Raw genomic sequence first — 23933 nt, 5'->3', positions numbered from 1 at the left:
GGGATTCGAACCCGTGTTACCGCCGTGAAAAGGCGGTGTCTTAACCCCTTGACCAACGGACCGGAGTTGTTATTTTCAACTCTTACTATTATACCGACTTTTCTTACTTTGTCAACACCTTTTTTAAAATTTTTTTAGAAGTCTTGTAATATTGCCTTCAGCTCTCTGAGAAGGGCTTTGCGGCCTTTAAATCGTTCGTCTGCCCAGAGGCGTTCATAGGCTTCTTGCTTATCTTGTGGTAACTTTCTTCTATAAGTATTCAACAATTCATGAAGGGCGTAGTAATCATCCAGCCACAATCCTCCTTCTGGTAGACGATGGCTAATCTCCCCTACTTCTTCATAGGCCATCCGGTCTAGGCGACGCTTTTGACTCTCTTATTTTCAGAAAATTTGAATCATTTTCTCTAAGAGAGCATTAACATAGGTGAACTTGTATTTTGTTTTCTATTATATAAATATATATATAAATCTTTGATTTATAGTGGATTGAAATAGGATATGAACAGAGAAATTAGGAAAGTCAAACTAATTTCTAGAAATATTTTTAGCAGTTGTGGTGTACTCTTCTAGATTCAATCTACTATAAATTAGATTTCCCTCAACTTTTTTTAAAAAAACAGAGAAAACTTGCGCTTCCTCTGTTTATAGTATTTAAGATAATTAATTTTCTTCACTCATTTTTAATTTTACTTCATCATAAGATAGTGCATGTGATTCCTCTTCTATTGTTTCAGGCATCTTTCCTGTTTCGTATAGAGATTTAATTTGTGTACTATCCAATGTTTCGTATTTCAATAATGCTTCTGCAATCAGCTTGTGAGTTTCACGATTTGACTGGATAATTTCAGCAGCTTTGTTTCGTGCTTCATTCAACAATGAACGAACTTCTTCGTCAATTTCATAAGCTGTTTGTTCTGAAATTGATTTTTGAGGGCTTTGTGCACCAAACATGGCATGACTTCCTTCATATTGTACTGGACCAAGTTTTTCACTCATACCATACTCTGTAACCATTGCACGTGCCATCTGAGTAGCTTGTTCGAAGTCATTAGATGCTCCAGTTGTTTGGACGTTAAAGATAATCTCTTCAGCTACACGTCCACCCATTAAGCCAGCTAATTGTTCTTTCATATCTTCTTTAGATAGAAGCATTTGGTCTTCCTTAGGAAGTGCAATCATATATCCGCCTGCACGTCCACGTGGTACTATGGTAACTTTATGAACAACACGGGCATTTGACAATACTAGACCGACAATGGTGTGTCCTGCCTCATGGTAGGCAACCAATTCACGTTCTTTTTGTGAAACTGTCTTGTCTTTCTTAGATGGTCCAGCGATAACACGATCTTCAGCTTCATCAATATCAGAAGCATCAATCACTGATTTATTACGACGAGCTGCAACCAAAGCTGCTTCGTTCAATACATTTTCCAAATCGGCACCAACAAAACCTGGAGTTTGTTGTGCTACCAATTTCAAATCTACATCTTCAGCTAAAGGTTTATTTCTAGCATGGACTTTCAAGATTGCTTCGCGACCCTTAACATCAGGACGACCAACTAATACTTTTCTATCAAAACGGCCTGGACGAAGTAGGGCCGGATCAAGAACATCTGAACGGTTTGTTGCCGCAATGACAATAATTCCTTCATTTCCTTCAAAACCATCCATTTCAATCAAGAGTTGGTTTAAGGTTTGTTCTCGTTCATCATTACCTCCACCTAAACCGACACCACGTTGTCGACCAACGGCATCAATTTCATCAATGAAGATAATAGCTGGTGCTGCTTTTTTTGCATCCTCAAAGAGAGAACGTACACGGCTCGCACCGACACCGACGAACATTTCTACAAAGTCAGAACCTGAAATACTAAAGAATGGTACACCAGCTTCTCCTGCGACTGCTTTGGCAAGTAATGTTTTACCAGTTCCCGGAGGTCCTTCTAAAAGAACACCAGCTGGGATTCGAGCACCTAATTTTGTAAATCGTTTTGGATCTTTTAAGAATTCAACAACTTCAACAAGTTCTTGTTTCTCTTCTTCTGCGCCTGCGACATCTGAAAAGCGAACTTTAATATCCTCTTTGTTAGCAGCCTTAGCTTTACTACGTCCAAAGCTCATTGGATTACGTCCGCTATTTCCGCCCATATTTCCCATCATAGAGAAGAGGAAGAAGAATAAGATAGCAAATGGTACTACTGAAACCAGGATGTTAATCCACATACCACTTGAGCTTTCGTGTTTCACTTCAATTTGTGTTTGATGTTCACTTGCTAGCTTTTGCAAATCCGCTACAGTTGTATCTGATGGGAGGACAATACTTGTAAATTTCTCTACTTTTGTAGCAGAGGGTGTAAAAAATTGAATTCCCGTTTCCTGTTTCTCTGTCTTAGCAGTTTTGTAGACACCATACACTTCAATAACACTACCACTTGGTTGGTAGGTCATTTCTTTTACATTGTCGTTAGTGATTTCCTGAACCAATTCTGAGTACTTAATTTGTTGACTATGACCAGCGGATCTGCCAGCAAAAAAGTACTGGAATCCTGTCACTAGCAAGAAAATCATCAACAAATAAAGAAATGGATTTTTTATGAAACCATTATTTTGTTTTTGCATTCAAACACTTACCCTTCTATTTTGAGTAAACTTCCTCTTTCAATACACCTACATAAGGAAGGTTACGATAGTTTTCATTATAGTCTAAACCGTAGCCTACAACAAATTCATTTGGAATTGTAAAACATGTATAATCTGCTTCGATTTCTACTGTACGACCTTCTGGTTTATCAAGCATGGTGACAATCTTAACAGAAGCTGCTTCTCTTGCAGTAAACATTTCTCTCAAACTCTTCAAGGTTTGACCAGTATCAATGATATCTTCTACAAAGACAACATGTCGACCTTTAATATCTTGAGTCACGTCTTGTTTAATATTAATGACACCACTACTTACAGTCCCACCATGATAGCTAGAGACCATCATAAAATCCATTTCAAGATGTGTATCAATATATTTCACCAATTCTGCCATAAAAGGAATAGAACCTTTTAGAATTCCAACTAAAATCGGATTTTTTCCCTCATAATCTTTTGTCAACTGAGCACCCAATTTTTTAGCTGCTTCTGTAATTTCATCTTGTGAAATCAAAATTTTCTTGATATCTTTTTCTAACATGATTTTACCTATCTATTTTTTCTATATAAAGTACAGTGTTCATTATATCATTTTTCATTTTTTTACTCAAATCACTGATTTCAATTCCTAAAACTGAACAAATTTTTCCAAATTGCTCAATGATAATAGCTTTTTCTCGTTTTTCTTTAGGAATTTTTAAATCAATAAAAAGTCGTCTTAGTTTTTTACGATGACCATTTTTTATCAAATAATCACCAGGCTGTCGATGCCGTAAAATCAACGATGTTTCACGAGAAACATTCATCTTTTGAACATTTTCCCCTTTTAGAGGGATTCCAAATGAAAATAAATAACCTTCATAATGGACTTGATTTTGATAGTTTAACACACACTCACTACTTTTTTCATCAGACTTTGGTCTGATTTTACAAATTCGAAAGTGCTGGTATTCTTTTACAAGTTCATAACCATTTTTTATACAATGGCGATATTGACTCTTAGTTTTTAAAATATGATGAATTTCTTGAAATTGTTCTCTTGTTACATTTAAATCAGCAAAACAACTAAGGTATTGTTGTAGTAAAACTCGCTGTGTTGCTTCACTAAAAGATAAAAACTGAGTTAAATCTTCCACATTGACTGTTTGAGATAATTCAGTCAGAGCAATTTGATAGTCAGATACTTCTTTTCCAAACTCTAAAAACGCTCTCTTTAGCTGAATATTTTCTTTTTCCAGTTGTGGTAAGTAAATATTACGAACTCGATTGCGAAAATAATGATTTTCTTTATTCGTCCTATCTTCAAAATGCTCAACTTCAGGAAAATCCCTCTTATAAAAAGACAGCAAAGGACGAATTAATTCTCCCTTATCAAACTCTTGTCTTTCTCTAATAGCTGATAAGTGTTGTAGTCTAACACCTCTAATCAATCGCATAAAAATCGTTTCAGCCTGATCATCTGCATGATGAGCTGTTACAAGGGCTGTAGAGGAAGTTCTCCCCATCACTTCTCTAAAAAAATCATAGCGAAATTGACGAGCGTTTGCTTCTGAAAAATCTCCAGTAAAATGAGCTACGTAAATTGGAACTCCAACTTGTTCAGCTAGTTTTCTTAATTCATATTCTTCATTATCCGATTCTAATCGTTGTTTATGGTTTACATGAGCTAAAAATAATTCAATCCCGAGTTCTTCTTGATAGGTTACTAGGAGGTGAAAGAGAAACATCGAATCCAATCCACCAGACAAGGCTAGTACAACTCGTGAATGATCTTTAAAATAACCTTTTTCTAGAAAATGATTTAAAAAATCTTGGTCTCTCATTTTAGGACCTCATAGACATCCTTAGCAATTTTAGAAATGGTATCATAATCAGAATTTTTGGTAAAGATTGAAATAATGAAAGGAGAATCTGTATAAACTATTCCTACATCGTGTTTAAATTCATCTGCATCTCCAATTTTATGGGCTACCTTAGCAGAAATATTCTTAGCAATCCTCTGATTATCAAAAGCTGTTTGCGATAGAGATTCTAAAACAAAACCATTCTGATTATAAATAGATTCCATAACTTGACCAGCCATTTTAGCTGAAGCTAACTTCTCTGTTACGTTCCATTCTTCACCCGCGATAGTAGCCATTTCGTTTTTAAAGGCTTCATCTGATTTATTCGTAATATAATAAGCAAGAATATTATGAGCTACATTGTCAGATTCTTTCGCTGTCTTTGTAATTAAATCTTTGAGAGTGTAGTCTTTATTGTCCGCTGTTTTAGGGAGGCTTCCACTTCCTTCGGGTTTATAAGAACCAGGGAAATCATTTACTTCAGAAACGTACTTCAATTTCGTGTCAAGTTGGTAATCACCTTGATTGATTTTTTCTTGAACATAATAAAGATAAGGCAATTTCATAACACTAGCAGAGTACATTTTTTGATCTTCGTTAATCCCAGCTTCCTTACCCGTGCTCAATTGTTTAACATAAATAGAAAACTGTTCATTTTGATAATTCGCAGATAACAACTCTTGTACTTTCTGGATACGATTGTCATCGTTGGAAATGTAATCCGTCGAAACCCAACCAATTTGTTTGATATGTAAGAATTCACGACCTTCAGCAAAAATAGACATATCTACTTCAACCTCTTGATAAGCTGCTAAAGTAGACTTTAATTCTTGTTGATCATAAGGACTATTATAAACGACAAATCCTGGTTCTAACCATACTCGTTTAGAAAAATCGTTGACAATTGAACTATCGTATAAAAGTCTTTTATCGGCCATCACAAACTGATTATTAGACAATTTAAAGACAGGCTGTCCTTGTTTATTTAATCTCCATTCTAAAACAGATAATTTTGTATCTGCATTGACTTTTCCTGATTCTTTAATCAAATCTTCTGTAGAATAAACAGACGTTTCACCATAAAATTTTGGAGATTCTATAACATCTTGATAGTAAAAATGATACGAAGCGTGGGTTAAGGAATAAACTTCTTGGTTTGGAATGATAACTGGATTCTCAGTGCTTACTACTTGTACACTTTTAAAAAAAATAGGAAGTAGTAATATCACTAAAAATTTACGCATTCTTTTTTTCCTCTTCTTCCTGTAGCCGTAACAGATGATTTTTTTGAGCTAACTCTTCTAATTTTTCATCTGATTGACTTAAAAACTTTTCTACAATATCTAATAAATTTTCCATTTTACATTACCTAGGAAGTAAGTCCGGAATAGTATAAACTTCCTCCCATGATTTTGAATAGTAATATTTTGCACGCAAATACTTGGCTGCGTATGTTTCGTCCTTTAATTTGGTTGCAAGATTTGATTCTTTATCTTTTTCATCGCTCAATTCTTGATACTGTTTTTTCAGATCAGCTAACTGTTGGCGACGTTCGAGTAGTTGCTGATAACTTTGAGTCAAATTATAGGTTGGTAAGATGAACAACAACATAATCAAAATCAACACCCAACCCATAAAACGATTTCGTCTTTGTCGTTCTTCCATCAAGTATTTACGACGCTGATGTTCATTTTGAATAAAGGAATTATTCATTTGGACTATTTTTTTATACATCGTTTTCTACCCTTGTTTCACTGATAATTTCATACATACCTGCAGCATCTTCTTTTTTAGTGCTATCTTTCATTTCTAACACTTTTACGAGCAACAATTTATTTCCAAAACGAATTTCAACTTGGTCATTGATTTTTAAATCTGTAGAGCTCTTAGCAAGAATACCATTTACCTTGATACGTCCCTTATCTGCAACTTCCTTAGCCACTGTACGGCGCTTAATAATTCTTGATACTTTTAAATATTTATCTAATCTCATCTTTATTACCTCAAATTATTATTGTACCATTTTTATCCATTTTATAGAAGAAAAATGTCATACCTAATTCGACTCTTTTGAATCTTTTATGTTTGCTAATGATTCTCCAAAAGTTAAAAGCCCTTCTAAAATCTCATAATCCTTTTTATTACGAATATCAAAAACAACTTCGATTAAACCTTGATTTTCTGAAATATTAGCCTTCAAACTTGTCTGAGAAAGAGCCTGGAAATAATCTTGTGTTAAAAATAATTGTTGCGAAATTTTTTCAAATTGAACGATAAGTTTATTATTTTTTCTTTCAACTCGATTAACAAATACTTTATCAAGATATGCTTTAGCTAATCCAATTTCTAAAAGATAAGCAACCACATCTGGATATTCTCCAAAACGATCGATCAACTCATCTTGTAATTCTTCATAGTTGACACGATTGTCAATCTGACGAATTCTCTTGTAAATTTCAATTTTATGTCGTTCATCTGAAATATACTCATCTGGAAGATAAGCATCAATTTGTAGAATTAACTCAGCATTTCCTTTTTCACGTTTTTTGTCAGTTCCATTTTTCTTAGCTATTGCTTCTTCTAACAACTGAGAGTACAACTCAAAACCAACAGAATCAATAAAACCAGACTGAGAGCTTCCTAAAAGATTTCCAGCTCCACGAATGGATAAATCACGCATAGCAATTTTAAAACCAGAACCCAGTTCAGTAAAACCTTTGATAGCTTCTAATCTCTTCTCAGAAACTTCTGTCAAAGTTTTATCTGGACGATACATGAGATAAGCATAAGCAATTCGATTACTACGACCAACACGACCTCTTAATTGATACAAGGTTGACAAGCCCATATGATCTGCGTTTTCAATAAATAATGTATTAGCATTTGGAATGTCTACACCTGTTTCAATGATTGTTGTAGTTACTAAAATATCATATTGTCCTTCTATAAAATCAAGTAGTGTATTCTCCAAACGAATTTCACTCATTTGTCCATGAACAAAGCCAATAGAAGCTTCTGGAATCAATTCTTGTAACTCTGAAACCTTCTTTTCAATCGTGTCAACTTTGTTGTAAAGATAGTAAACTTGACCACCACGATCCATTTCTCTCAATACAGCATCTCGAATGATACGATCATTCTGTTCAAGTACGTAGGTTTGTACAGGATATCGATTGGTTGGAGGAGTTTCGATGACTGATAAATCTCGGATACCTAGCATAGACATATGAAGAGTTCGAGGAATTGGTGTCGCTGTCAAGGTTAAGACATCAACCTTCTTTTTTAATTCCTTCAAAGCTTCCTTATGCTTAACACCAAAACGTTGCTCTTCATCAATAATCATCAACCCCAAATCAGCAAACTCAACATCTTTAGACAAGACTCTATGGGTCCCTATCAAGATGTCTACTTGACCTTTTTTTAATTTCTCAAGTGTTTCAGTCTGTTCTTTTTTACTTCTGAAACGACTCAAAACATCTACGTTGACAGCAAATTGTTCAAATCTTTCCTTAAAATTACTGTAATGTTGCTGAGCAAGAACGGTTGTTGGCACTAAAACGACAACCTGTTTATGATCATTGACAGCCTTAAACGCAGCTCGCATTGCTACTTCTGTCTTACCAAAACCCACATCTCCAACTAAAAGTCGATCCATCGGTTGAGAAGCCTGCATATCTTTCTTAATCTCTTCGATACTTCGAAGTTGGTCCTCAGTCTCTACATATGGGAAAGCTTCGTCAAAAGCGTTTTGTTCTTCATCATCTTTTGAAAATTCAAAACCTTTAAGTTGACTTCTCTCTGCATATAACTTAATTAAATCATCTGCAATATCTTCAACTTGACTCTTTACTTTTTGCTTCGCTTTTTTAAAACGTCCATCGTTTAGTTTATTTAACTTTGGAGCTTTTCCATCACTTGAAACATATTTAGATAAGGTTTGAATTTGTTCTACAGGAATAGAAATACGATCACCATTTTGATATAGGACACTTACGTAGTCTCGATGAATTCCTTTGATTTCAATCGTTTCAATCCCTAAATATTGACCAATACCATGGATTTGATGAACAACATAGTCTCCTTTTTGGAGTTCATTATAATCCTTTAATCGTTCAGCGTTACTGATATTTTGTCTTCGATATTTCCGTTTAATCTTCTTTTTAAAAATTTCATATTCAGTGATAAATACAAGATTCTCATCTACAAAGTGAAATCCATGACGAAGATTTCCTTCAACAAGATTGACAGTTCCTTTACAGATTTCACTTTCATTACTATTATCAACTTTAATATTATATTCATCAAGAATCGTTGACAGTTTCTTTAGTTCAGTTTTGCTACTTGATTGAAGAACAATCGTATACTTTAATTTTTTGTAACGTTCAATTTCTTCTTTCAGAAAAGAAAACTGATTAAAGAACTCTTGCATAGGATATTGATTGAACTGGTACAGATTATTAAATTTCAAATTTCCAAGCCCTTTTTGAAAATTTGAAAAGAAAGTCGCTGGTACATATTTTTTAAACTGACTTTCTACATCAGCAAAATATTGTAAATTTGACACTGATTTACTATTATGTAAATCTTCTGTAAAGTAGCTAGCTGTTTCCTTATCAAAAGCATCGTACTGGTTCATGATTTTTTGAAAATCGTCAAATATAACAGGAACTTGATTCAAATAGTCTATCAAGGTCCACTGTTTTTTATAAAATACAGACAAAAACTTGCGAATATCTGCATGAAGAACTTGCTCTTTCGTACAACTAAAAACTTCTTCTAGGTAAGACTTTAAAGTTGGAGAAAGTGCCTTATCAATCTCATGTTCTAAAAATTTCTGACCACGATGATAATCTTCATTCGTTAACAAAATATCACTAGCTGGATAGATTAGTACTTGAGTTTGACTATCTTTTGATAATTGAGTTTCAGTATCAAATTCTCTAATGCCATCAATCTCATCACCGAAAAATTCAATCCTATAAGGACATATTTGTGAAGTTTCAAATATATCTAGAATATCTCCACGAAGGCTAAATTCTCCCTGACTTTGAACTTGTGTAACTTTCTTATAACCAAGAGAAATCAAGTGATTTTTTAATTCTCTTTGTTCGCATTCTTGCCCCACTTGAAGTTCTAAGATACTATCATCAAAAACTTGAGGATTCGGCAAGAATACTCGACTAGCTGCGACGTTACAAACTAAAATCCCTCTTTGAGACTCATCTCTTAGAAAACGTAAAGCTTCAACCCGAGAAAAAATCTTTTCCTGAGATGATACCAAAAATTCAACCATTGGTGAATCATCTACTAGAAATGGATAAACCAGATCCGAACCTAATATGGAGATTAGATCATTAATCAGACGCTCAGCCTCTCCATATGTGGAAGTCATCACTAAAACCTTATCCTGACTCTTCAGACTACTAGCAATCGCTAACGATTTTGCTGAGCCAGAAAGACCTAGCAATAATTGTCTTTGTTTCTGTGGTAAGTTCTCATTCCAAGATAGAATTTGTTTATTCTCTAAAAAGAAATCGATTAATGCCATTTCCTTACCCATTATATTTCTGCATCGTCTTTTCAAAGTTTTTTTCTTGTAAATAATAATTTACAGCATCGTCAACCTTGTTAATTGACTGTAAAATACCGATATAATCTTCCTGATCAAACTTACTCAAAACATGATTAACTACTGACATTCCTTTTTTAGGTCTTCCAATGCCAATCTTTACACGATTGAAAACCTGTGTACCGATATGTTGAATAATCGACTTAATTCCATTATGACCACCAGCTGATCCTTTAGCACGAAGACGAATTTTTCCGATTTCCAGGTCAAGATCATCGTAAATAATTAGTAAATCTTCAATATCTAAACCATAGTAGGTTAACAATGCATGAACAGCTTTTCCACTTTCATTCATAAAAGTCGTCGGTTTCACCAGATAAATTTTTTCACCGTTAAGAAAAAATGAGGCTAACTCAGCTTGGAATATCTTATCGTGTGTAAAGGTAACATTCTGTTTTTTTGCTAGTTGGTCAATCAGCATAAAGCCAACATTATGTTTAGTTTCAAAATATTTATCTCCTGGATTTCCCAATCCTACAAGTAATTTTGTCATTTATATTTCCTTTCAAAAGTCAAAAGGGTTGGAATTTTTTTCCAACCTAATTGACCTTATTTTAAATATTGATTAAACATTAAAGCGGAATTCCATAATATCGCCATCTTGTACGACATATTCTTTTCCTTCTTCACGCAAACGTCCAGCTTCTTTTACGGCCTTTTCAGAGCCGTATTTTACCAAATCGTCATAAGACATGGTCACTGCACGAATAAATCCTTTTTCAAAGTCTGAGTGGATGATACCAGCAGCTTGAGGAGCTTTCATGCCACGTTTAAAGGTCCAAGCACGAACCTCTTTTTCACCAGCTGTAAAGTAAGTTCCAAGTCCTAGTAGGTGATAAGCAGCTCGAGTCAACTTATCCACACCTGATTCTGTCAAACCAATGGCTTCAAGAAACTCTTTTTTATCTTCATCGTCTAACTCAGAAATTTCTTCTTCAGCACGCGCGGAAATAACTACTACCTCTGCATTTTCTGTTGCTGCAAATTCACGAATTTGTTTCACATAATCGATAGATTCTGGGTCTCCAACCACATCCTCATCAACGTTAGCTACATAAAGAACAGGTTTCGTTGTCAAGAGAAAGAGTCCTTTGACAACTTTTTGCTCTTCATCTGTAAATTCAATGGTACGAGCTGATTTTCCATCTTCAAGAACAGGTTTAATCTTTTGAAGAACGTTAAATTCTGCAACTGATTCCTTATCTTTTTGCGTACGCGCCATCTTTTCTACACGCGCATAGCGTTTATTGACTGATTCTAAATCAGCAAGAATCAACTCTAGGTTAATGGTATCAATATCTGCTAGCGGATCCACAAAGGCATCTTCACGACCTTGCTCACGCATGACATTTTCATCATCAAAGGCACGAACCACATGAACAATCGCATCAACTTCACGGATGTTAGCCAAGAATTTATTCCCAAGACCTTCTCCTCTTGATGCTCCTTTTACAATCCCTGCAATATCTGTAAATTCAAATGTTGTTGGAACTGTCTTTTTAGGAGTAATCATTTCCGTCAATTTTTTGAGGCGTTCATCTGGAACTTCTACCATTCCAACGTTTGGATCAATGGTCGCAAAAGGATAGTTTGCAGCCTCTGCTCCTGCTTTTGTAATTGCATTAAATAGGGTTGATTTACCAACGTTTGGTAAACCTACAATACCTGCTGTTAAAGCCATAGTTTCTCATTCTCCGTTCACATTTCAATCTTCAATATTATAACACAAAAAGGGAAAACTTGCTAACTCTCTTATGATGGTGGGTTAGTCGATGATTTTACTCATTTTTCTTTCAAAGTCATAGCGACTCATCATGACCACATGATCACAATTACTACATTTTATCTTGATGTCTGCTCCAACACGGGTAATTTCCCAGCGATTTGCTTTTTTACCAGTTGACTTGATTGTACAAGCGTGTGGTTTTTTCATTTCAACAAAATTTCCAACTTGATACATAGTTAGTCTCCTTTTTCTTTTTCGATTATATCATAAAAGAGGCGAGCTAGGCTCAACCTCTTTCCATTAATTTGTACGAACTGGCGTGATGAGCTGCATGAAATCTTCATCTGTATCAGCTGGAACCAGAGTAAATGGACGAACTGCTGAAATAAAGCTGATTGTAACTTTTTCGCTATTCAAAGCTTTTAGTGCTTCAATCAAATAAGTTGGGTTGAAACTAATTGTCAAATCAGCACCACTTACATTTTCAGTATCAATTTCTTCGTTTACTTTCCCTACTTCTGGAGAGTGAACATGAGCACTTACAACTCCTTCTTTGATTTCTAATTTAACAGTACCATTTTGTGTCGCACTTGATAAGAGGCGAGCACGTTCCATAGACTGGCGTAGTTTAGCAACATCAAAAGTCACTGTTGTATTGAAATCTGTTGGAATCAATCGATCGGTATCTGGATAATTTCCTTCTAAGAGACGTGTGTAGAAGCTAATATTTTCACTTCTAAAGAGAATTTGATTATTGGCGAAGAAAATCTCTACTGTTTCGATATCATCCGTAAAAACAGCTGAAAATTCACGTAGCGAACGACTTGGGATGACAACATCAAAATCATCGCTATTTTTTTCAAGAGTCAATTTCTTCTGACTGAGACGGTGAGAGTCTGTCGCAACTGTTTTTAATTCTTTGTGGTTGCTTAAAACAAAGTGGACACCTGTCAAAATAGGACGGCTTTCTTGGGTACTAGCTGCAAAAGCTGTTTCATTGATAATCTTTTTAAGAAGTTTTGTTTCAAGAACTAAAGGATTGCTTGCAGAAATTTCCTGAATACGTGGATATTGCTCACTATCTTTTCCTTTAAGAGTAATCTCTGATTTTCCACTAGTTAAGACAATTTGCTTTTGTTCAATCTCTTTAAAATCAAGTGTTACATCTGGAAGACTTGAAACAACATTGATAAAGAAAGAAGCTTCCAGTAGAACTGAACCTAAAGAGTTAATCAAGAGACCTGCATTTTCATTTTTTTGCGATATAAAATTTTCGATTGAGATTTGACCATTTGATCCAATCAAGGTAATTCCTTCATTGGTAACATCAATTTTTACAGTCGATAAAATAGGAATTGCATTCTTTGAGCTAATAGCTCTCTTTGTTGTATTTAAGGCTTGTAAAAATAAGTTTTTATTAATTGAAAAATGAATCATGGATTCTCCTTTATTCTTTTTATTATTAGAAAGATAATAGTAATAATAGAGCGTGTGAAATCTGTGGAAAAACACTTGTAATCAAGAAAACTCAAGGACAGAGCCTTGTTTAAAAGATGTGGATAAATAAGAGATTTTTTTAAAAGTTATCCACAAGTTATTTAATTTTCTTTTTGATATTTTCAATTTCTATACGTAAATTATCATCTGTTTCAAGCATGGATTTGATTTTTCCATGAGCGTGAATAACCGTTGTGTGGTCTTTACCACCAAACTCTTTTCCAATCTTAGGAAGGCTATTATCAGTCATTTCTCTGGCTAGATACATGGCAACTTGACGGGCTAAAACGATATTTTGAACACGCCTAGTTCCCTTCATTTCCTTGACACTAACACCATAGAAGTTTCCAACTTCTGTCTGGATTTTATCAATTGGAATTACAATCATTTTGCTAACGTCTTGTTTACGAGCACGAATAGCTTCAGCTGCAATGTCAACTGTGATATCGTTAATCTTTTTGACTTTGGCCATTAGGCTGATATCGTTGAGTGCTCCTTCGAGTTCTCGCACGTTAGAGTCAAATTGTCCAGCCAAATATTCGAGTGTATCATTTTGAAAATGATAGTTGAGATGTTCAGTCTTACTCTGTAAAATAGCAATACGTGTTTCAAAATCAGGTGGTGTGATATCTGTCGTTAATCCCCAAGAGAAGCGCGTGACCAGACGTTCAGGTAGACTCTCTAAATGTTCAGGCCTACGGTCGCTCGTCAAAACAATCTGTTTATTATTATTGTGAAGGGCGTTAAATGTATTGAAAAACTCTTCCTGAGTTTGTACTTTCTTTCCACTAAGTGATTGAATATCATCAATGAGTAGGAGGTCTAGACTACGATAAGTTTTCTTGAATTTTTCCATATCATTGAGTCTCAAATGCTCTAGGAATTCATTAATGAAGCTTTCAGCAGGTATGTATTTTACACGCGCATTTGGACTCTTTTTCAGAATTTCATTTCCAAGGGCATTTAACAGGTGAGTTTTTCCAAGTCCAGGACCTCCGTAGATAAATAGAGGATTGTAAGTTAATCCTGGATCTTCAGAAACAGCTAAAGCAGCAGACTTAGCCCAAACATTACCATCCCCTTGAACAAAATTATCGAAAGTATACTTTTCCTTGAGTCCAGTTTCAGAATATGGAATAGTGGATGGAATTGGTTGATAATCGTTGCCAGGTTCAGACTCGAAAGCTACTTGTGAGCTAGCTTCTTCAACTTTCGTGAAGATATAATGAGCTTTTATTTCAGTATCATAGATTTCAAAACCTGCTGCTAAAAGCATTCCATTGATATTTCGTTCCCAGAATATCTGCATTTCATCGCGGGGTAAGAAAATTGTTGCAGTATCTTCTTCAACTTTAACCAGTTTTGCGTCTAAAATATAGAAATCATAAACTGACTGAGTTAATTTATCATGTGCAAGTTCTAAAAGACGATTCCAAAATTGTTTTTCCTTCAATGATTTTCTCCTCCTTTACTATAGAATTTAAAAGGTTTATTGATAGAATCATTTTACCATAGATAAGATTATTTTTCCACAACTTGTGGAAAACAATTAACAATGTTTTTAACTGTTATCCACATTTTGTGGATAACTAAGAAAATTTCTGAAATACTGGGCTTTTAAAAACTAAAATGCAGTGGATAACTATGTTCGTTAAGAATACTAAAATAACAGCCTTATTTCAGGCTGTTAATAAATTGTTGGTATTCATCTTGGTTATGGAAGGAAATAGTAATTTTACCGCTATCTTTTTTTTGAAGGCTAATCTGAACATCTAATCCGAGTATTTTTTTCAATTTTTGCTCTTCCTCTTTGACAAAGTGATCTTTTTCTTTTTTGCTGCTCTTCTTCGTTTTTTGTAGTATTTGTTCAACTTGTCGAACAGAGAGATTTTCAGTTTGAATACGATTCAAGAGTTTATCTTGTTTATCACTTGATAATTGAATGAGGAGTCTAGCATGAGCTTGGGAAAGTTTTCCACTTTCAACCTCTATCAGGATATGTTTAGGTAGCCCTAATAATCTAACTAGGTTTGTAATATAAGGTCGAGATTTTCCCATTTTTTCAGCAATTTCTGTGTGGGTAAAACCTTTATCAATTAAGGATTGATATGCTTTAGCTTCCTCGATAGGATTTAAATTTTCTCGTTGGAGATTCTCAATGATAGAATGAAGCATCATATCTTGATCAGAAAGTTGCTTAACAATGACTGGAACTTCTGAAAGTCCAGCAGCTATTGAAGCACGATACCGTCTTTCTCCAGCTAGAATTTCATATCCAAGTACTGGAGATTTTCTAACGATAATAGGCTGAATCAAGCCGTTTTCCTTAATAGATTGTGCCAGTTCTTGAATTTTTTCTTCTGAAAATTCCTTCCGAGGTTGATAGGGATTTTTTTGAATATCTTTTATTTGAACAATTTTAAATTCTTCCATAATTCTACATTAACACAACTTAGATATTCTGTAAAGCAACTTTACATATCTGTAAACTATTGTTCCAAATCACTAGTACTCTTATCTAATTTAATGGTAGTTGTTTCTTCCTTGCCATTACGGTAGTATGTAATGGTCATGCTATCTCCGATAGAATGACTATATAGAGCACTTTGTAATTCAGTAGTTGAAGAAATAGCTTTATCATCCACTTTTGTAATGACGTCATATTGTTGTAGATGTCCATTGGCAGGCATACTAGTTATAACAGAACGAACAACTACTCCTGCAGTGACACTTGATGGTACATTCAATCTTTGTAAATCAGTGCTACTAAGATTTGAAAGGTTGACCATTTGAATGCCCAAGGCTGGTCGAGTGACTTTTCCATTCTTTTCCAATTGATTGATAATATTGATGGCATCGTTTGAAGGAATCGCAAATCCAAGTCCTTCCACAGACGTTCCACCGTTTGTGGCGATTTTACTAGATGTAATTCCGATTACTTGTCCCTGAATATTGATTAAGGGACCGCCAGAGTTTCCAGGGTTGATGGCTGTATCTGTTTGGATAGCCTTTGTAGAGATAGCTTGTCCATCTTCAGATTTTAAAGAAACATTTCTATTCAAACTTGACACGATGCCTTGTGTCACGGTATTGGCGTACTCAGAACCTAGAGGGCTTCCGATTGCAATGGCAGTCTCTCCGACTGTTAGTTTATCAGAATCTCCAAATTCTGCTACTGTAGTCACCTTATCTGCAGCAATTTTTACAACTGCAATGTCAGAATAAGTATCAGAACCAACAATTTCACCTGGAACTTTAGTCCCATCTGCTAAACGAATATCAACTTTTTTAGCGCCATTAATAACGTGAGTATTGGTTACGAGGTAAGCAAAGTTACCTTCTTTTTTATAAATAACTCCAGAACCTTCACTAGATACTTGCTCAGTATTTGTATCTGTATCAGTATCTGTAGATCCAAATAAACTATTTTGGGAGTTTGCGGAGTAAGTAATGACAGATACTACAGCATCTTTAACTTTATCGACTGCCTGTGTGGTTGAGTTTTCATTTTTTACAGCTGTTTTGCTAACAGTCGTTGTAGTTGTCGTACCACTATTTTGTTTTTGACTGAGCTGCAATGTTGTAAAAGTACCTAAAACACCACTAAAAAAGCTGATGAGAATGACTAATAAAAGTTGTCCCCATTTTTTGGAACTAGTTTTTAAGTTTTTCATAGAAGCCTCCATGTTTTTTTATCAATGAAAGTATAAAATAGCTAGCTTAATCCAAGCTTAAAAACAAAAAGTTTTTCACAACTTGTGGATAACTTTCAAAAACCTGTGAATTTATTGAAGTTTTTCAAAATCTTATCTGTGAATAAGATGTGAAATTGAGTGTGAATATGTTAGAATAGAAGAATGAAAATTAAAGTGGTAACAGTTGGAAAACTGAAAGAAAAATATCTCAAAGATGGCATAGCTGAATATTCCAAAAGGATTTCACGCTTTGCTAATTTAGAAATGATTGAGTTGACAGATGAAAAAACACCAGATCGGGCTAGCGAATCTGAAAATCAAAAGATTTTGGAGTTGGAAGGGAACCGCATTCTTTCTAAAGTAGGAGATCGTGATTTTGTAGTTGTTTTAGCTATTGAAGGAACAACTTTTTCTTCTGAAGAATTCAGCAAGCAGCTTGAAAGAGCCTCTATTAATGGATTTTCTACAATCACTTTTATCATTGGTGGGAGTTTAGGACTCTCTCCAGAGGTGAAAAAGAGAGCCAATCTCTCTGTTAGTTTTGGGAGATTAACGCTTCCTCATCAACTGATGAGACTAGTCTTAGTAGAACAAATCTATAGAGCATTTTCGATTCAACAAGGCTCACCCTATCACAAATAGATGATTGACTAAGCTAGCTTTTTTTGATAAAATAGATAGGTAAGGTCTCATAGCTCAGCTGGATAGAGCATTCGCCTTCTAAGCGAACGGTCGCAGGTTCGAATCCTGCTGGGATCAGTGTAAAATCGTAAGCTGGGAAAAAATCCCGGCTTTTTTTGTAAAAATTTGACACTTCAGAATAAAATTTGAGCATTTGAGAGATAATTCTCTATAGGTATCGTAGATTTTATATAATATTTTTGTAAGTTAATTTACAAGAAAAACATTATAGGAGTTTATATTATGAAAAAGAATACAGATTTTGCTCAAATGAAAGATTTCCAACAATTGAACGAAAAAGAACTGCAGGAAATTAGAGGTGGGGAATGGAGACCTATGTATACAATAAATAATTTTCTTTTTTCAAAAAGTAAGTAAGTAAAAATAAAGGTGGGAAATAATGGATTTATTCGGATTAGTAATTGCTATTGTTTATGTTTTTATTATTAGTAAAATTCATGAATGGGTTTGTAAAGCAACTAGAAAAGACCAATATTTTTTTAGTCTTTATATCTTTCTACTACCATTAGTATTAGAAGTAACTCTCCATTTCTTGAACTTAGATAGTTTTGGTTTGTCTAAATTTTTATTTCCTTTCCTCTTATTTGGTTACTTTGTTGGATTTAAGAAGTATGAGAAATCTAAGGGAATTTTTATCAGTCTATTATTTTCTCTTTTATATAATAGTACTAATAACTTTTTATCGGTAACCTTATCATCTATTACAGGAGATGAGTTTGCATTGAAGTATAACAATTATTTTTCTCTATTTATCCTGATCTTAACTTATTTGGTTATTAAAGTTGTTGTTTCTTATTTCCATCTCGAATTTAAATATTTTGATAAAGACTATCTATATCCTTTTCTGAAAAAAGTGCTCTTTACATTTATTTTTCTACACGTTGTCTCTTTCACTTCAGATATTGTGAGTACGATTCGTCACTTAAATGGTTTTGGAAGTATTTTATCATCCATTATTTTTGTTGGCCTACTTTTGACTTTCTTTTCTATGAATTCTCACAAGGTTCAGATAGAAAAAGAGATTGAATTGGAACAAAAGAAGTTTGAGCAAAAACATTTACAAACTTACACGGATGAGATTGTTACTTTATATAATGAAATTCGTGGTTTTCGTCATGATTATACAGGCATGCTTATCAGCTTAAGAATGGCGATTGAAAGTAAAGATTTACAAGAGATTGACAGAGTTTACAGTGAAGTTCTTGTCAAAGCAAATCAAAAATTACGTTCAGATAAGTATACCTATTTCGATTTGAACAATATTGAGGACTCAGCGCTTCGAAGTTTGATTGCCCAATCTATTGTCAATGCGAAAACTAATGATGTAGAGTACACATTAGAGGTAAAAGATATTATTACACCTTTATCTATGGAATTGTTAGATTTGGTGCGCGTGATGAGCGTTCTGCTCAATAATGCTGTTGAAGGGGCAGTTGAAAGCTATCAAAAACAACTAGAGGTAGCTATCATCAAGTTGGATCTTGAAACCCTAGTTGTCATCCAAAACTCTTGTAAAAAAAGAAAGGTAAAATCCGAAGATTTATTTGAATTAGGATTTTCAACTAAAGGAAGACATAGAGGACTTGGACTTAATAATGTTAAAGAAATTTTAGGAAAATATGACAATGTTATTTTAGAAACAGAAATTGATAATGATGTATTTAAACAAGTAATTAGATTTAAGAGGGAACTGATATGAAAGTATTGATTTTAGAAGATATTATAGAACACCAAGTAAGGTTGGAAACAACTCTAAATAAAATTTCTAAGGAAACAAATATTCCTATCTCCTATAAAACAACAGGAAAAGTGAGAGAGTTTATGGAATATGTAGAGCATGATGAAGTCAATCAGCTTTATTTTCTAGATATTGATATCAATGGGATTGAGAGAAAAGGATTTGAGGTTGCTCAATTTATTCGCCATCGCAATCCTTATGCGATTATTGTTTTTATTACAAGTCGATCTGAATTTGCTACTTTGACTTATAAATACAAAGTTTCAGCATTGGATTTCATTGATAAAGAAACCAGTGATCAAGTTTTTAAAAATAGAGTTGCCGACTGTGTGCTTTACACTAAGACTACTTTACTTGAAAACCAATCAGTCGTTGATTATTTTGATTATAGTTATAAAGGAAATGATCTTTGTATTCCTTATCATGATATTCTCTACATTGAGACAACTGGAACTTCTCATAAATTACGAATTGTAGGTAAGAATTTTGCCAAAGAATTCTATGGAACAATGACAGATATTCAAGAAAAGGATAAGGAAACCCAACGTTTTTATCTAGCTCACAAGTCATTTTTAGTCAATATCGGTAATGTGAGAGAAATTGATCGTAAAAAAATGGAAGTTGTATTTTATGAAGATCATCGTTGTCCTATCTCTCGCCTAAAAACTAAAAAATTGAGAGAACTAATGGCTAAAAACCAAAAAAAGTAATTGACAATTTTTGATAAATTGATATAATGGTTATATCTGCTACAGGTAGAGGGTCCGTTGGTTAAGAAATCGTCTTTTCATAGCGGTAACACGGGTTCGAATTCCGTACGGACTATTTAATCCGCCATAGCTCAGTTGGTAGTAGCGCATGACTGTTAATCATGATGTCGTAGGTTCGAGTCCTACTGGCGGAGTCAGATGAAAGGAACACTAATTTGGTGTTCCTTTTTTTGATTCTTTTTCCGATGTAATGAGGGGAGGCATACCTAACATACGGATAGATAATGATTTGTGTCCGAAAATAAAACTAAGGAAATTGTATTGCCTTAGCGCCTAATAAGAACAACAAAATAGGCTCCATCATTCCTATGGTGGTTTTACCCACTACAGAAATTATAGAGCTTTTTTGTTAATTTGTATCTCCTAACATTTTCATTAAAAAGTCCGTTATTTCTTGTGGACTTTCTTTTTTTCCATGGGCAATCCAGGTTTGACAGACTCCAAAGAGAGCATTTGTTAGGTAGACGCTACTGTATTCTAATTCTACTTCATTTAGTTTGAGTTGCATAAAACGTTTTTGAAGGTCCGTGCTCAGTAGGATGTGAAGCTTATTTCTCAGGAAATTTTGAATTTCCTTGGTTCCATTTTCAGATAAAAGAGCTGCTAGAAGCGGTTCTGATTCTAAGTATTCAAATACTTCTAGAATAGCATCTCGTTTGTGATTAGCATGTTTTTGAAAGATATATTCGAAGGTATGAAATAATTTACTTTGGTAATGTTCAATCATATCGTATTTATCTTTGTAATGAGTATAGAAACTGGAGCGGCTGATTCCAGCTTTTTGTGCTAATTTAACAGTTGTAATCTGATCGAATGGTTGTTCCATCAATAATTCTACCATAGCATTTTCGATAATGCGCTTGGTTTTTAATCGTTTATTACTTTCTTGCATGTTCCCTCCAGATGAACAATTTTAGACAATGTGTTCAAAAATTAATTTTTTATCTTGTCTTTTTAATTTTTTTATGTATAATCTATTATATCAAAAATTTAGACAAGTAGTTTAAAAAAGGAGACAATATGTTTAAAGAATGGAAAGCAATCTTTAAAAAACCGACATTTATTATTGTCATGATAGGAATTTCCTTAATTCCAGCTCTTTACAATATCATTTTCTTATCATCAATGTGGGATCCATACGGTAAACTTTCGGAGTTACCTGTAGCAATTGTTAATAAGGACCAAGCTGCTACTTATAATGATGAAAAACTCACTATTGGTGAAGACATGGTGTCTAATTTAAAAGATAGTGATAGTCTGGATTTTCATTTTGTAGATGAAGGTGAGGGAGAAATAGGACTGCGGAATGGAGATTATTACATGGTTGTAACGTTGCCAAGTAATCTTTCTGAGAAAGCTTCTTCTATCCTTACAAATCATCCTGAACAGATGACGATTGACTATCAGACATCAAGTGGTCATAGTTTTATTGCAAGCAAGATGAGTGATTCTGCCATGACACAAATCAAACAGACTGTGGCTACTAATGTTACTCAATCTTATACTAAAGCTTTATTTAAGAAGATGGGTGATTTAAAAATTGGTTTATCTCAAGCTGCAAATGCAAGTTTACAGTTGGCTGATGGTTCGAATCAACTTTCGGATGGGAGTCAAACCTTATCAACCAATCTTCAAACCTTAGCTCAATCGAGTCTCACATTTTCTAATGGTGCTGATCAATTATCTACAGGTTTAGGAACCTATACAGCTGGTGTAAATCAGTTAAATCTTGGTCTTGGTAATTTTAATACTGGTTTAAATCAATATACCAGCGCTATTTCACAAATCGACAATGGATTAAACCAACTGAATTCACAGACACCGGCACTGGTATCAGGATTGACTCAACTTGATGCAGGCACACAAGCCTATACAGGTGGTGTTTCTCAACTCAATTCAGGATTAAATCAATTTTCACTTGGTATTGATACTTATACAAATAGAGTTCAAAGTCTATCATCAGGTGCAAATCAGATTTCTACAAAATCAGAGACTCTACGTACAGGATTAACACAACTTAATCAAGGTATTCAAGAACTTTCTACTCAATTAGATGGGACAAACCAACAAAAAGATCAGATTAAAAAATTAGCAACTAGTTTAGAGCAATTTAATCAAGCTATTCAAAATATTCAAACAGCAGATAGTGGAGAGATAACACAAGTAACAAAACAACTTTCTAGTAGTCTATCAACGCTTGCAAATTCAGCACAGAGCATCATTGCTTCAAATCAATCTGAAAAAGAAACTACTTTGTCAGCTATTCAATCTACTAGTGCTTATCAAAGCTTAACTCCTGACCAACAGGCAGAAATAACTTCTGTGGTTTCTAATCCATCATCTTCTACTAGTGAGTCAGCACGAACAATTTTAACTACAGTTCAAACGTTACAATCTTCTTTAGAGAATGTAAAAAGTCAAACAAATAGTCTTAGTCGCTTAAAAACAAATTCAGCGCAATTGTTACCAACTACTACTGCTACATTGACAAGTTTGTCAAGTGGATTAACACAAGTACAAACAGCAATTGATGGTCAGTTATTGCCAGCTAGTCAAACTCTTGCATCTGGTATTGACAACTATACAAAATCTGTAGACCAAGTGGCTTTAGGAGCAAGCCAGTTGAGTTCGAAAAATTCGAATTTGACAGGAAGTTTCAATAAGTTGCTACAAGGTTCTAATCAGTTGACAGAAAAATCTTCAACATTGACAGGTGCTACTGCTAAGTTAGCAGAGAATGCACCAGAATTAGCAACAGGAATTGATAAACTTGCATCAGGTGTCAACCAAGTAAATAATAAAACATCAGATTTAACCGCTGGATTTAATCAATTACAAGAGGGCTCTCAACAATTAGCTGATAAATCAGACCAGCTAGTTTCTGGTGCAAATCAACTATCTAATGGTTCTGAAAAAATAGCTAGTGGAGCAGATCAACTTGCTCAGGGATCAGAAATTCTACAATCAGGACTTGGAAAATTAAGTGATGGTTCAAGTCAATTAAATCAAGGTTTGACAGAGGCTGAGGGGCAATTGAAACAGGCTTCAACTGAACCAACAAATGCAGATTTACTAGCTGATCCTCTAAGTCTTTCAAAAACTGATAAGGACCAAGTAGCAGTTAATGGAATTGCCATGGCTCCATATATGATATCAGTTGCTCTTTTTGTTGCTGCTATTTCAACTAATATGATTTTTGCTAAATTGCCTTCTGGGCGTCATCCAGAAAGTCGCTGGGCTTGGTTTAAGTCTCGCTTTGAAATTAACGGTATCATTGCTGGTTTGGCAGGAGTATTAGTTTATGGTGGAGTACATTTAATCGGACTGACTGCAACTCATGAATTCAAAACCTTAGCTTTGATCATTTTAACAAGCCTTGCTTTCATGGCGATGGTAACAGCCTTGACAACCTGGAATTCTCGTCTAGGCGCCTTCTTCTCCTTGATTTTATTACTCCTTCAATTAGCATCAAGTGCAGGAACTTATCCTTTAGCTTTGACGAATCAATTCTTTAAAACTATTAACCCATGGTTACCTATGAGTTATTCAGTTTCAGGTCTACGACAAACCATTTCTATGACAGGCAATATTCATAGTCAGATTATTTTCCTTATCTTTACAGTAATGATTTTTGTTATTTTAGGAATGCTTGCCTATCAACCTAAAAAAGCTGAAGAAGACTAAAAACAATCG

Annotated in this window: 22 protein-coding genes and 2 tRNA genes; 7 read left to right on the top strand and 17 right to left on the bottom strand. The window is 34.3% G+C overall.

What is annotated here, in order from left to right; all coding sequences use genetic code 11:
• Window positions 1–134 precede the first annotated feature (134 nt).
• The 16 genes from QM374_RS07740 to QM374_RS07665 all read right to left on the bottom strand — a co-directional run bounded on the left by QM374_RS07740 (window position 135) and on the right by QM374_RS07665 (window position 17009).
• Window positions 135–350, bottom strand: a complete 216-nt coding sequence (locus QM374_RS07740) for a hypothetical protein (protein WP_414311376.1) — start codon at window positions 348–350, stop codon at window positions 135–137.
• 312 nt (window positions 351–662) lie between these two features.
• Complete coding sequence (gene ftsH / locus QM374_RS07735; protein WP_414311375.1) at window positions 663–2621, bottom strand: ATP-dependent zinc metalloprotease FtsH; 1959 nt, start codon at window positions 2619–2621, stop codon at window positions 663–665.
• A gap of 16 nt (window positions 2622–2637) precedes the next feature.
• Window positions 2638–3180, bottom strand: coding sequence for a hypoxanthine phosphoribosyltransferase (gene hpt, locus QM374_RS07730; RefSeq protein ID WP_301393796.1), 543 nt, complete (start codon window positions 3178–3180; stop codon window positions 2638–2640).
• Between the two features lie 4 nt (window positions 3181–3184).
• On the bottom strand, window positions 3185–4462 hold the full coding sequence (gene tilS, locus QM374_RS07725; protein WP_371561286.1) for a tRNA lysidine(34) synthetase TilS: 1278 nt from the start codon (window positions 4460–4462) through the stop codon (window positions 3185–3187).
• Window positions 4459–5727 (bottom strand): serine hydrolase, encoded by a 1269-nt coding sequence (locus tag QM374_RS07720; protein ID WP_414311374.1) that lies wholly within the window; start codon window positions 5725–5727, stop codon window positions 4459–4461. The genes tilS and QM374_RS07720 overlap by 4 nt, the downstream gene beginning before the upstream one ends.
• Window positions 5720–5842, bottom strand: a complete 123-nt coding sequence (locus tag QM374_RS07715; protein ID WP_045762396.1) for an SP_0009 family protein — start codon at window positions 5840–5842, stop codon at window positions 5720–5722. Before QM374_RS07715 ends, QM374_RS07720 begins: the two co-directional genes overlap by 8 nt.
• 6 nt (window positions 5843–5848) lie before the next feature.
• On the bottom strand, window positions 5849–6217 hold the full coding sequence (locus QM374_RS07710; RefSeq protein ID WP_000277028.1) for a septum formation initiator family protein: 369 nt from the start codon (window positions 6215–6217) through the stop codon (window positions 5849–5851).
• Window positions 6210–6476: an RNA-binding S4 domain-containing protein gene (locus QM374_RS07705; protein WP_001234970.1), complete on the bottom strand. Its 267-nt coding sequence runs from the start codon at window positions 6474–6476 to the stop codon at window positions 6210–6212. Before QM374_RS07705 ends, QM374_RS07710 begins: the two co-directional genes overlap by 8 nt.
• Window positions 6477–6539: 63 nt before the next feature.
• Entirely contained in the window at window positions 6540–10043 is a 3504-nt protein-coding gene (gene mfd, locus QM374_RS07700; RefSeq protein ID WP_414311373.1) for a transcription-repair coupling factor, read from the bottom strand.
• The gene (pth, locus tag QM374_RS07695) at window positions 10036–10605 is read right to left on the bottom strand and encodes an aminoacyl-tRNA hydrolase (protein WP_414311372.1); all 570 of its coding nucleotides are present in this window, start codon (window positions 10603–10605) and stop codon (window positions 10036–10038) included. Before pth ends, mfd begins: the two co-directional genes overlap by 8 nt.
• Before the next feature lie 72 nt (window positions 10606–10677).
• A complete protein-coding gene (ychF, locus tag QM374_RS07690; RefSeq protein WP_414311371.1) occupies window positions 10678–11793 on the bottom strand; it encodes a redox-regulated ATPase YchF in 1116 nt (371 codons plus the stop codon).
• A gap of 84 nt (window positions 11794–11877) precedes the next feature.
• Window positions 11878–12072 carry a DUF951 domain-containing protein gene (locus QM374_RS07685; protein ID WP_049503817.1) on the bottom strand — a complete coding sequence of 65 codons (195 nt, stop codon included), beginning with the start codon at window positions 12070–12072 and terminating at the stop codon, window positions 11878–11880.
• Between the two features lie 66 nt (window positions 12073–12138).
• Window positions 12139–13275, bottom strand: a complete 1137-nt coding sequence (gene dnaN / locus QM374_RS07680) for a DNA polymerase III subunit beta (RefSeq protein WP_049508360.1) — start codon at window positions 13273–13275, stop codon at window positions 12139–12141.
• A gap of 157 nt (window positions 13276–13432) precedes the next feature.
• Complete coding sequence (gene dnaA / locus QM374_RS07675; protein ID WP_414274054.1) at window positions 13433–14788, bottom strand: chromosomal replication initiator protein DnaA; 1356 nt, start codon at window positions 14786–14788, stop codon at window positions 13433–13435.
• A 221-nt stretch (window positions 14789–15009) separates the two neighbouring features.
• Entirely contained in the window at window positions 15010–15768 is a 759-nt protein-coding gene (locus QM374_RS07670) for a ParB/RepB/Spo0J family partition protein (protein ID WP_414274055.1), read from the bottom strand.
• Window positions 15769–15824: 56 nt separating this feature from the next.
• Window positions 15825–17009, bottom strand: coding sequence for a S1C family serine protease (locus QM374_RS07665; RefSeq protein WP_414311370.1), 1185 nt, complete (start codon window positions 17007–17009; stop codon window positions 15825–15827).
• 183 nt (window positions 17010–17192) lie between these two features.
• Here QM374_RS07665 and rlmH point away from each other — a divergent pair, with 183 nt between their 5' ends.
• The 6 genes from rlmH (at window position 17193) to QM374_RS07635 (ending at window position 20374) form a co-directional block, all read left to right on the top strand.
• Complete coding sequence (rlmH, locus tag QM374_RS07660; protein WP_075230577.1) at window positions 17193–17672, top strand: 23S rRNA (pseudouridine(1915)-N(3))-methyltransferase RlmH; 480 nt, start codon at window positions 17193–17195, stop codon at window positions 17670–17672.
• A 43-nt stretch (window positions 17673–17715) separates the two neighbouring features.
• Window positions 17716–17789 (top strand) — tRNA-Arg (locus QM374_RS07655).
• Between the two features lie 165 nt (window positions 17790–17954).
• The gene (locus QM374_RS07650; RefSeq protein ID WP_315640221.1) at window positions 17955–18089 is read left to right on the top strand and encodes a ComC/BlpC family leader-containing pheromone/bacteriocin; all 135 of its coding nucleotides are present in this window, start codon (window positions 17955–17957) and stop codon (window positions 18087–18089) included.
• Window positions 18090–18111: 22 nt separating this feature from the next.
• Window positions 18112–19431, top strand: coding sequence for a competence system sensor histidine kinase ComD (gene comD, locus QM374_RS07645; protein WP_315640220.1), 1320 nt, complete (start codon window positions 18112–18114; stop codon window positions 19429–19431).
• Complete coding sequence (gene comE / locus QM374_RS07640; protein ID WP_049530388.1) at window positions 19428–20180, top strand: competence system response regulator transcription factor ComE; 753 nt, start codon at window positions 19428–19430, stop codon at window positions 20178–20180. The genes comD and comE overlap by 4 nt, the downstream gene beginning before the upstream one ends.
• Window positions 20181–20300: 120 nt before the next feature.
• Window positions 20301–20374 (top strand) — tRNA-Asn (locus tag QM374_RS07635).
• 215 nt (window positions 20375–20589) lie between these two features.
• Here QM374_RS07635 and QM374_RS07630 read toward each other — a convergent pair.
• Complete coding sequence (locus QM374_RS07630; protein ID WP_001158257.1) at window positions 20590–21132, bottom strand: TetR/AcrR family transcriptional regulator; 543 nt, start codon at window positions 21130–21132, stop codon at window positions 20590–20592.
• A gap of 128 nt (window positions 21133–21260) precedes the next feature.
• On the opposite strand from QM374_RS07630, the gene QM374_RS07625 reads away from it, so the two are divergent.
• Window positions 21261–23924 (top strand): YhgE/Pip family protein, encoded by a 2664-nt coding sequence (locus QM374_RS07625; protein ID WP_414311369.1) that lies wholly within the window; start codon window positions 21261–21263, stop codon window positions 23922–23924.
• Window positions 23925–23933: the final 9 nt, after the last annotated feature.

The sequence above is a fragment of the Streptococcus infantis genome (assembly GCF_047465525.1).
Classification (GTDB): domain Bacteria; phylum Bacillota; class Bacilli; order Lactobacillales; family Streptococcaceae; genus Streptococcus; species Streptococcus infantis_R.
Note: the sequence above shows the minus strand (reverse complement) of the source record. Positions and strands in the feature narration are given on the sequence as shown.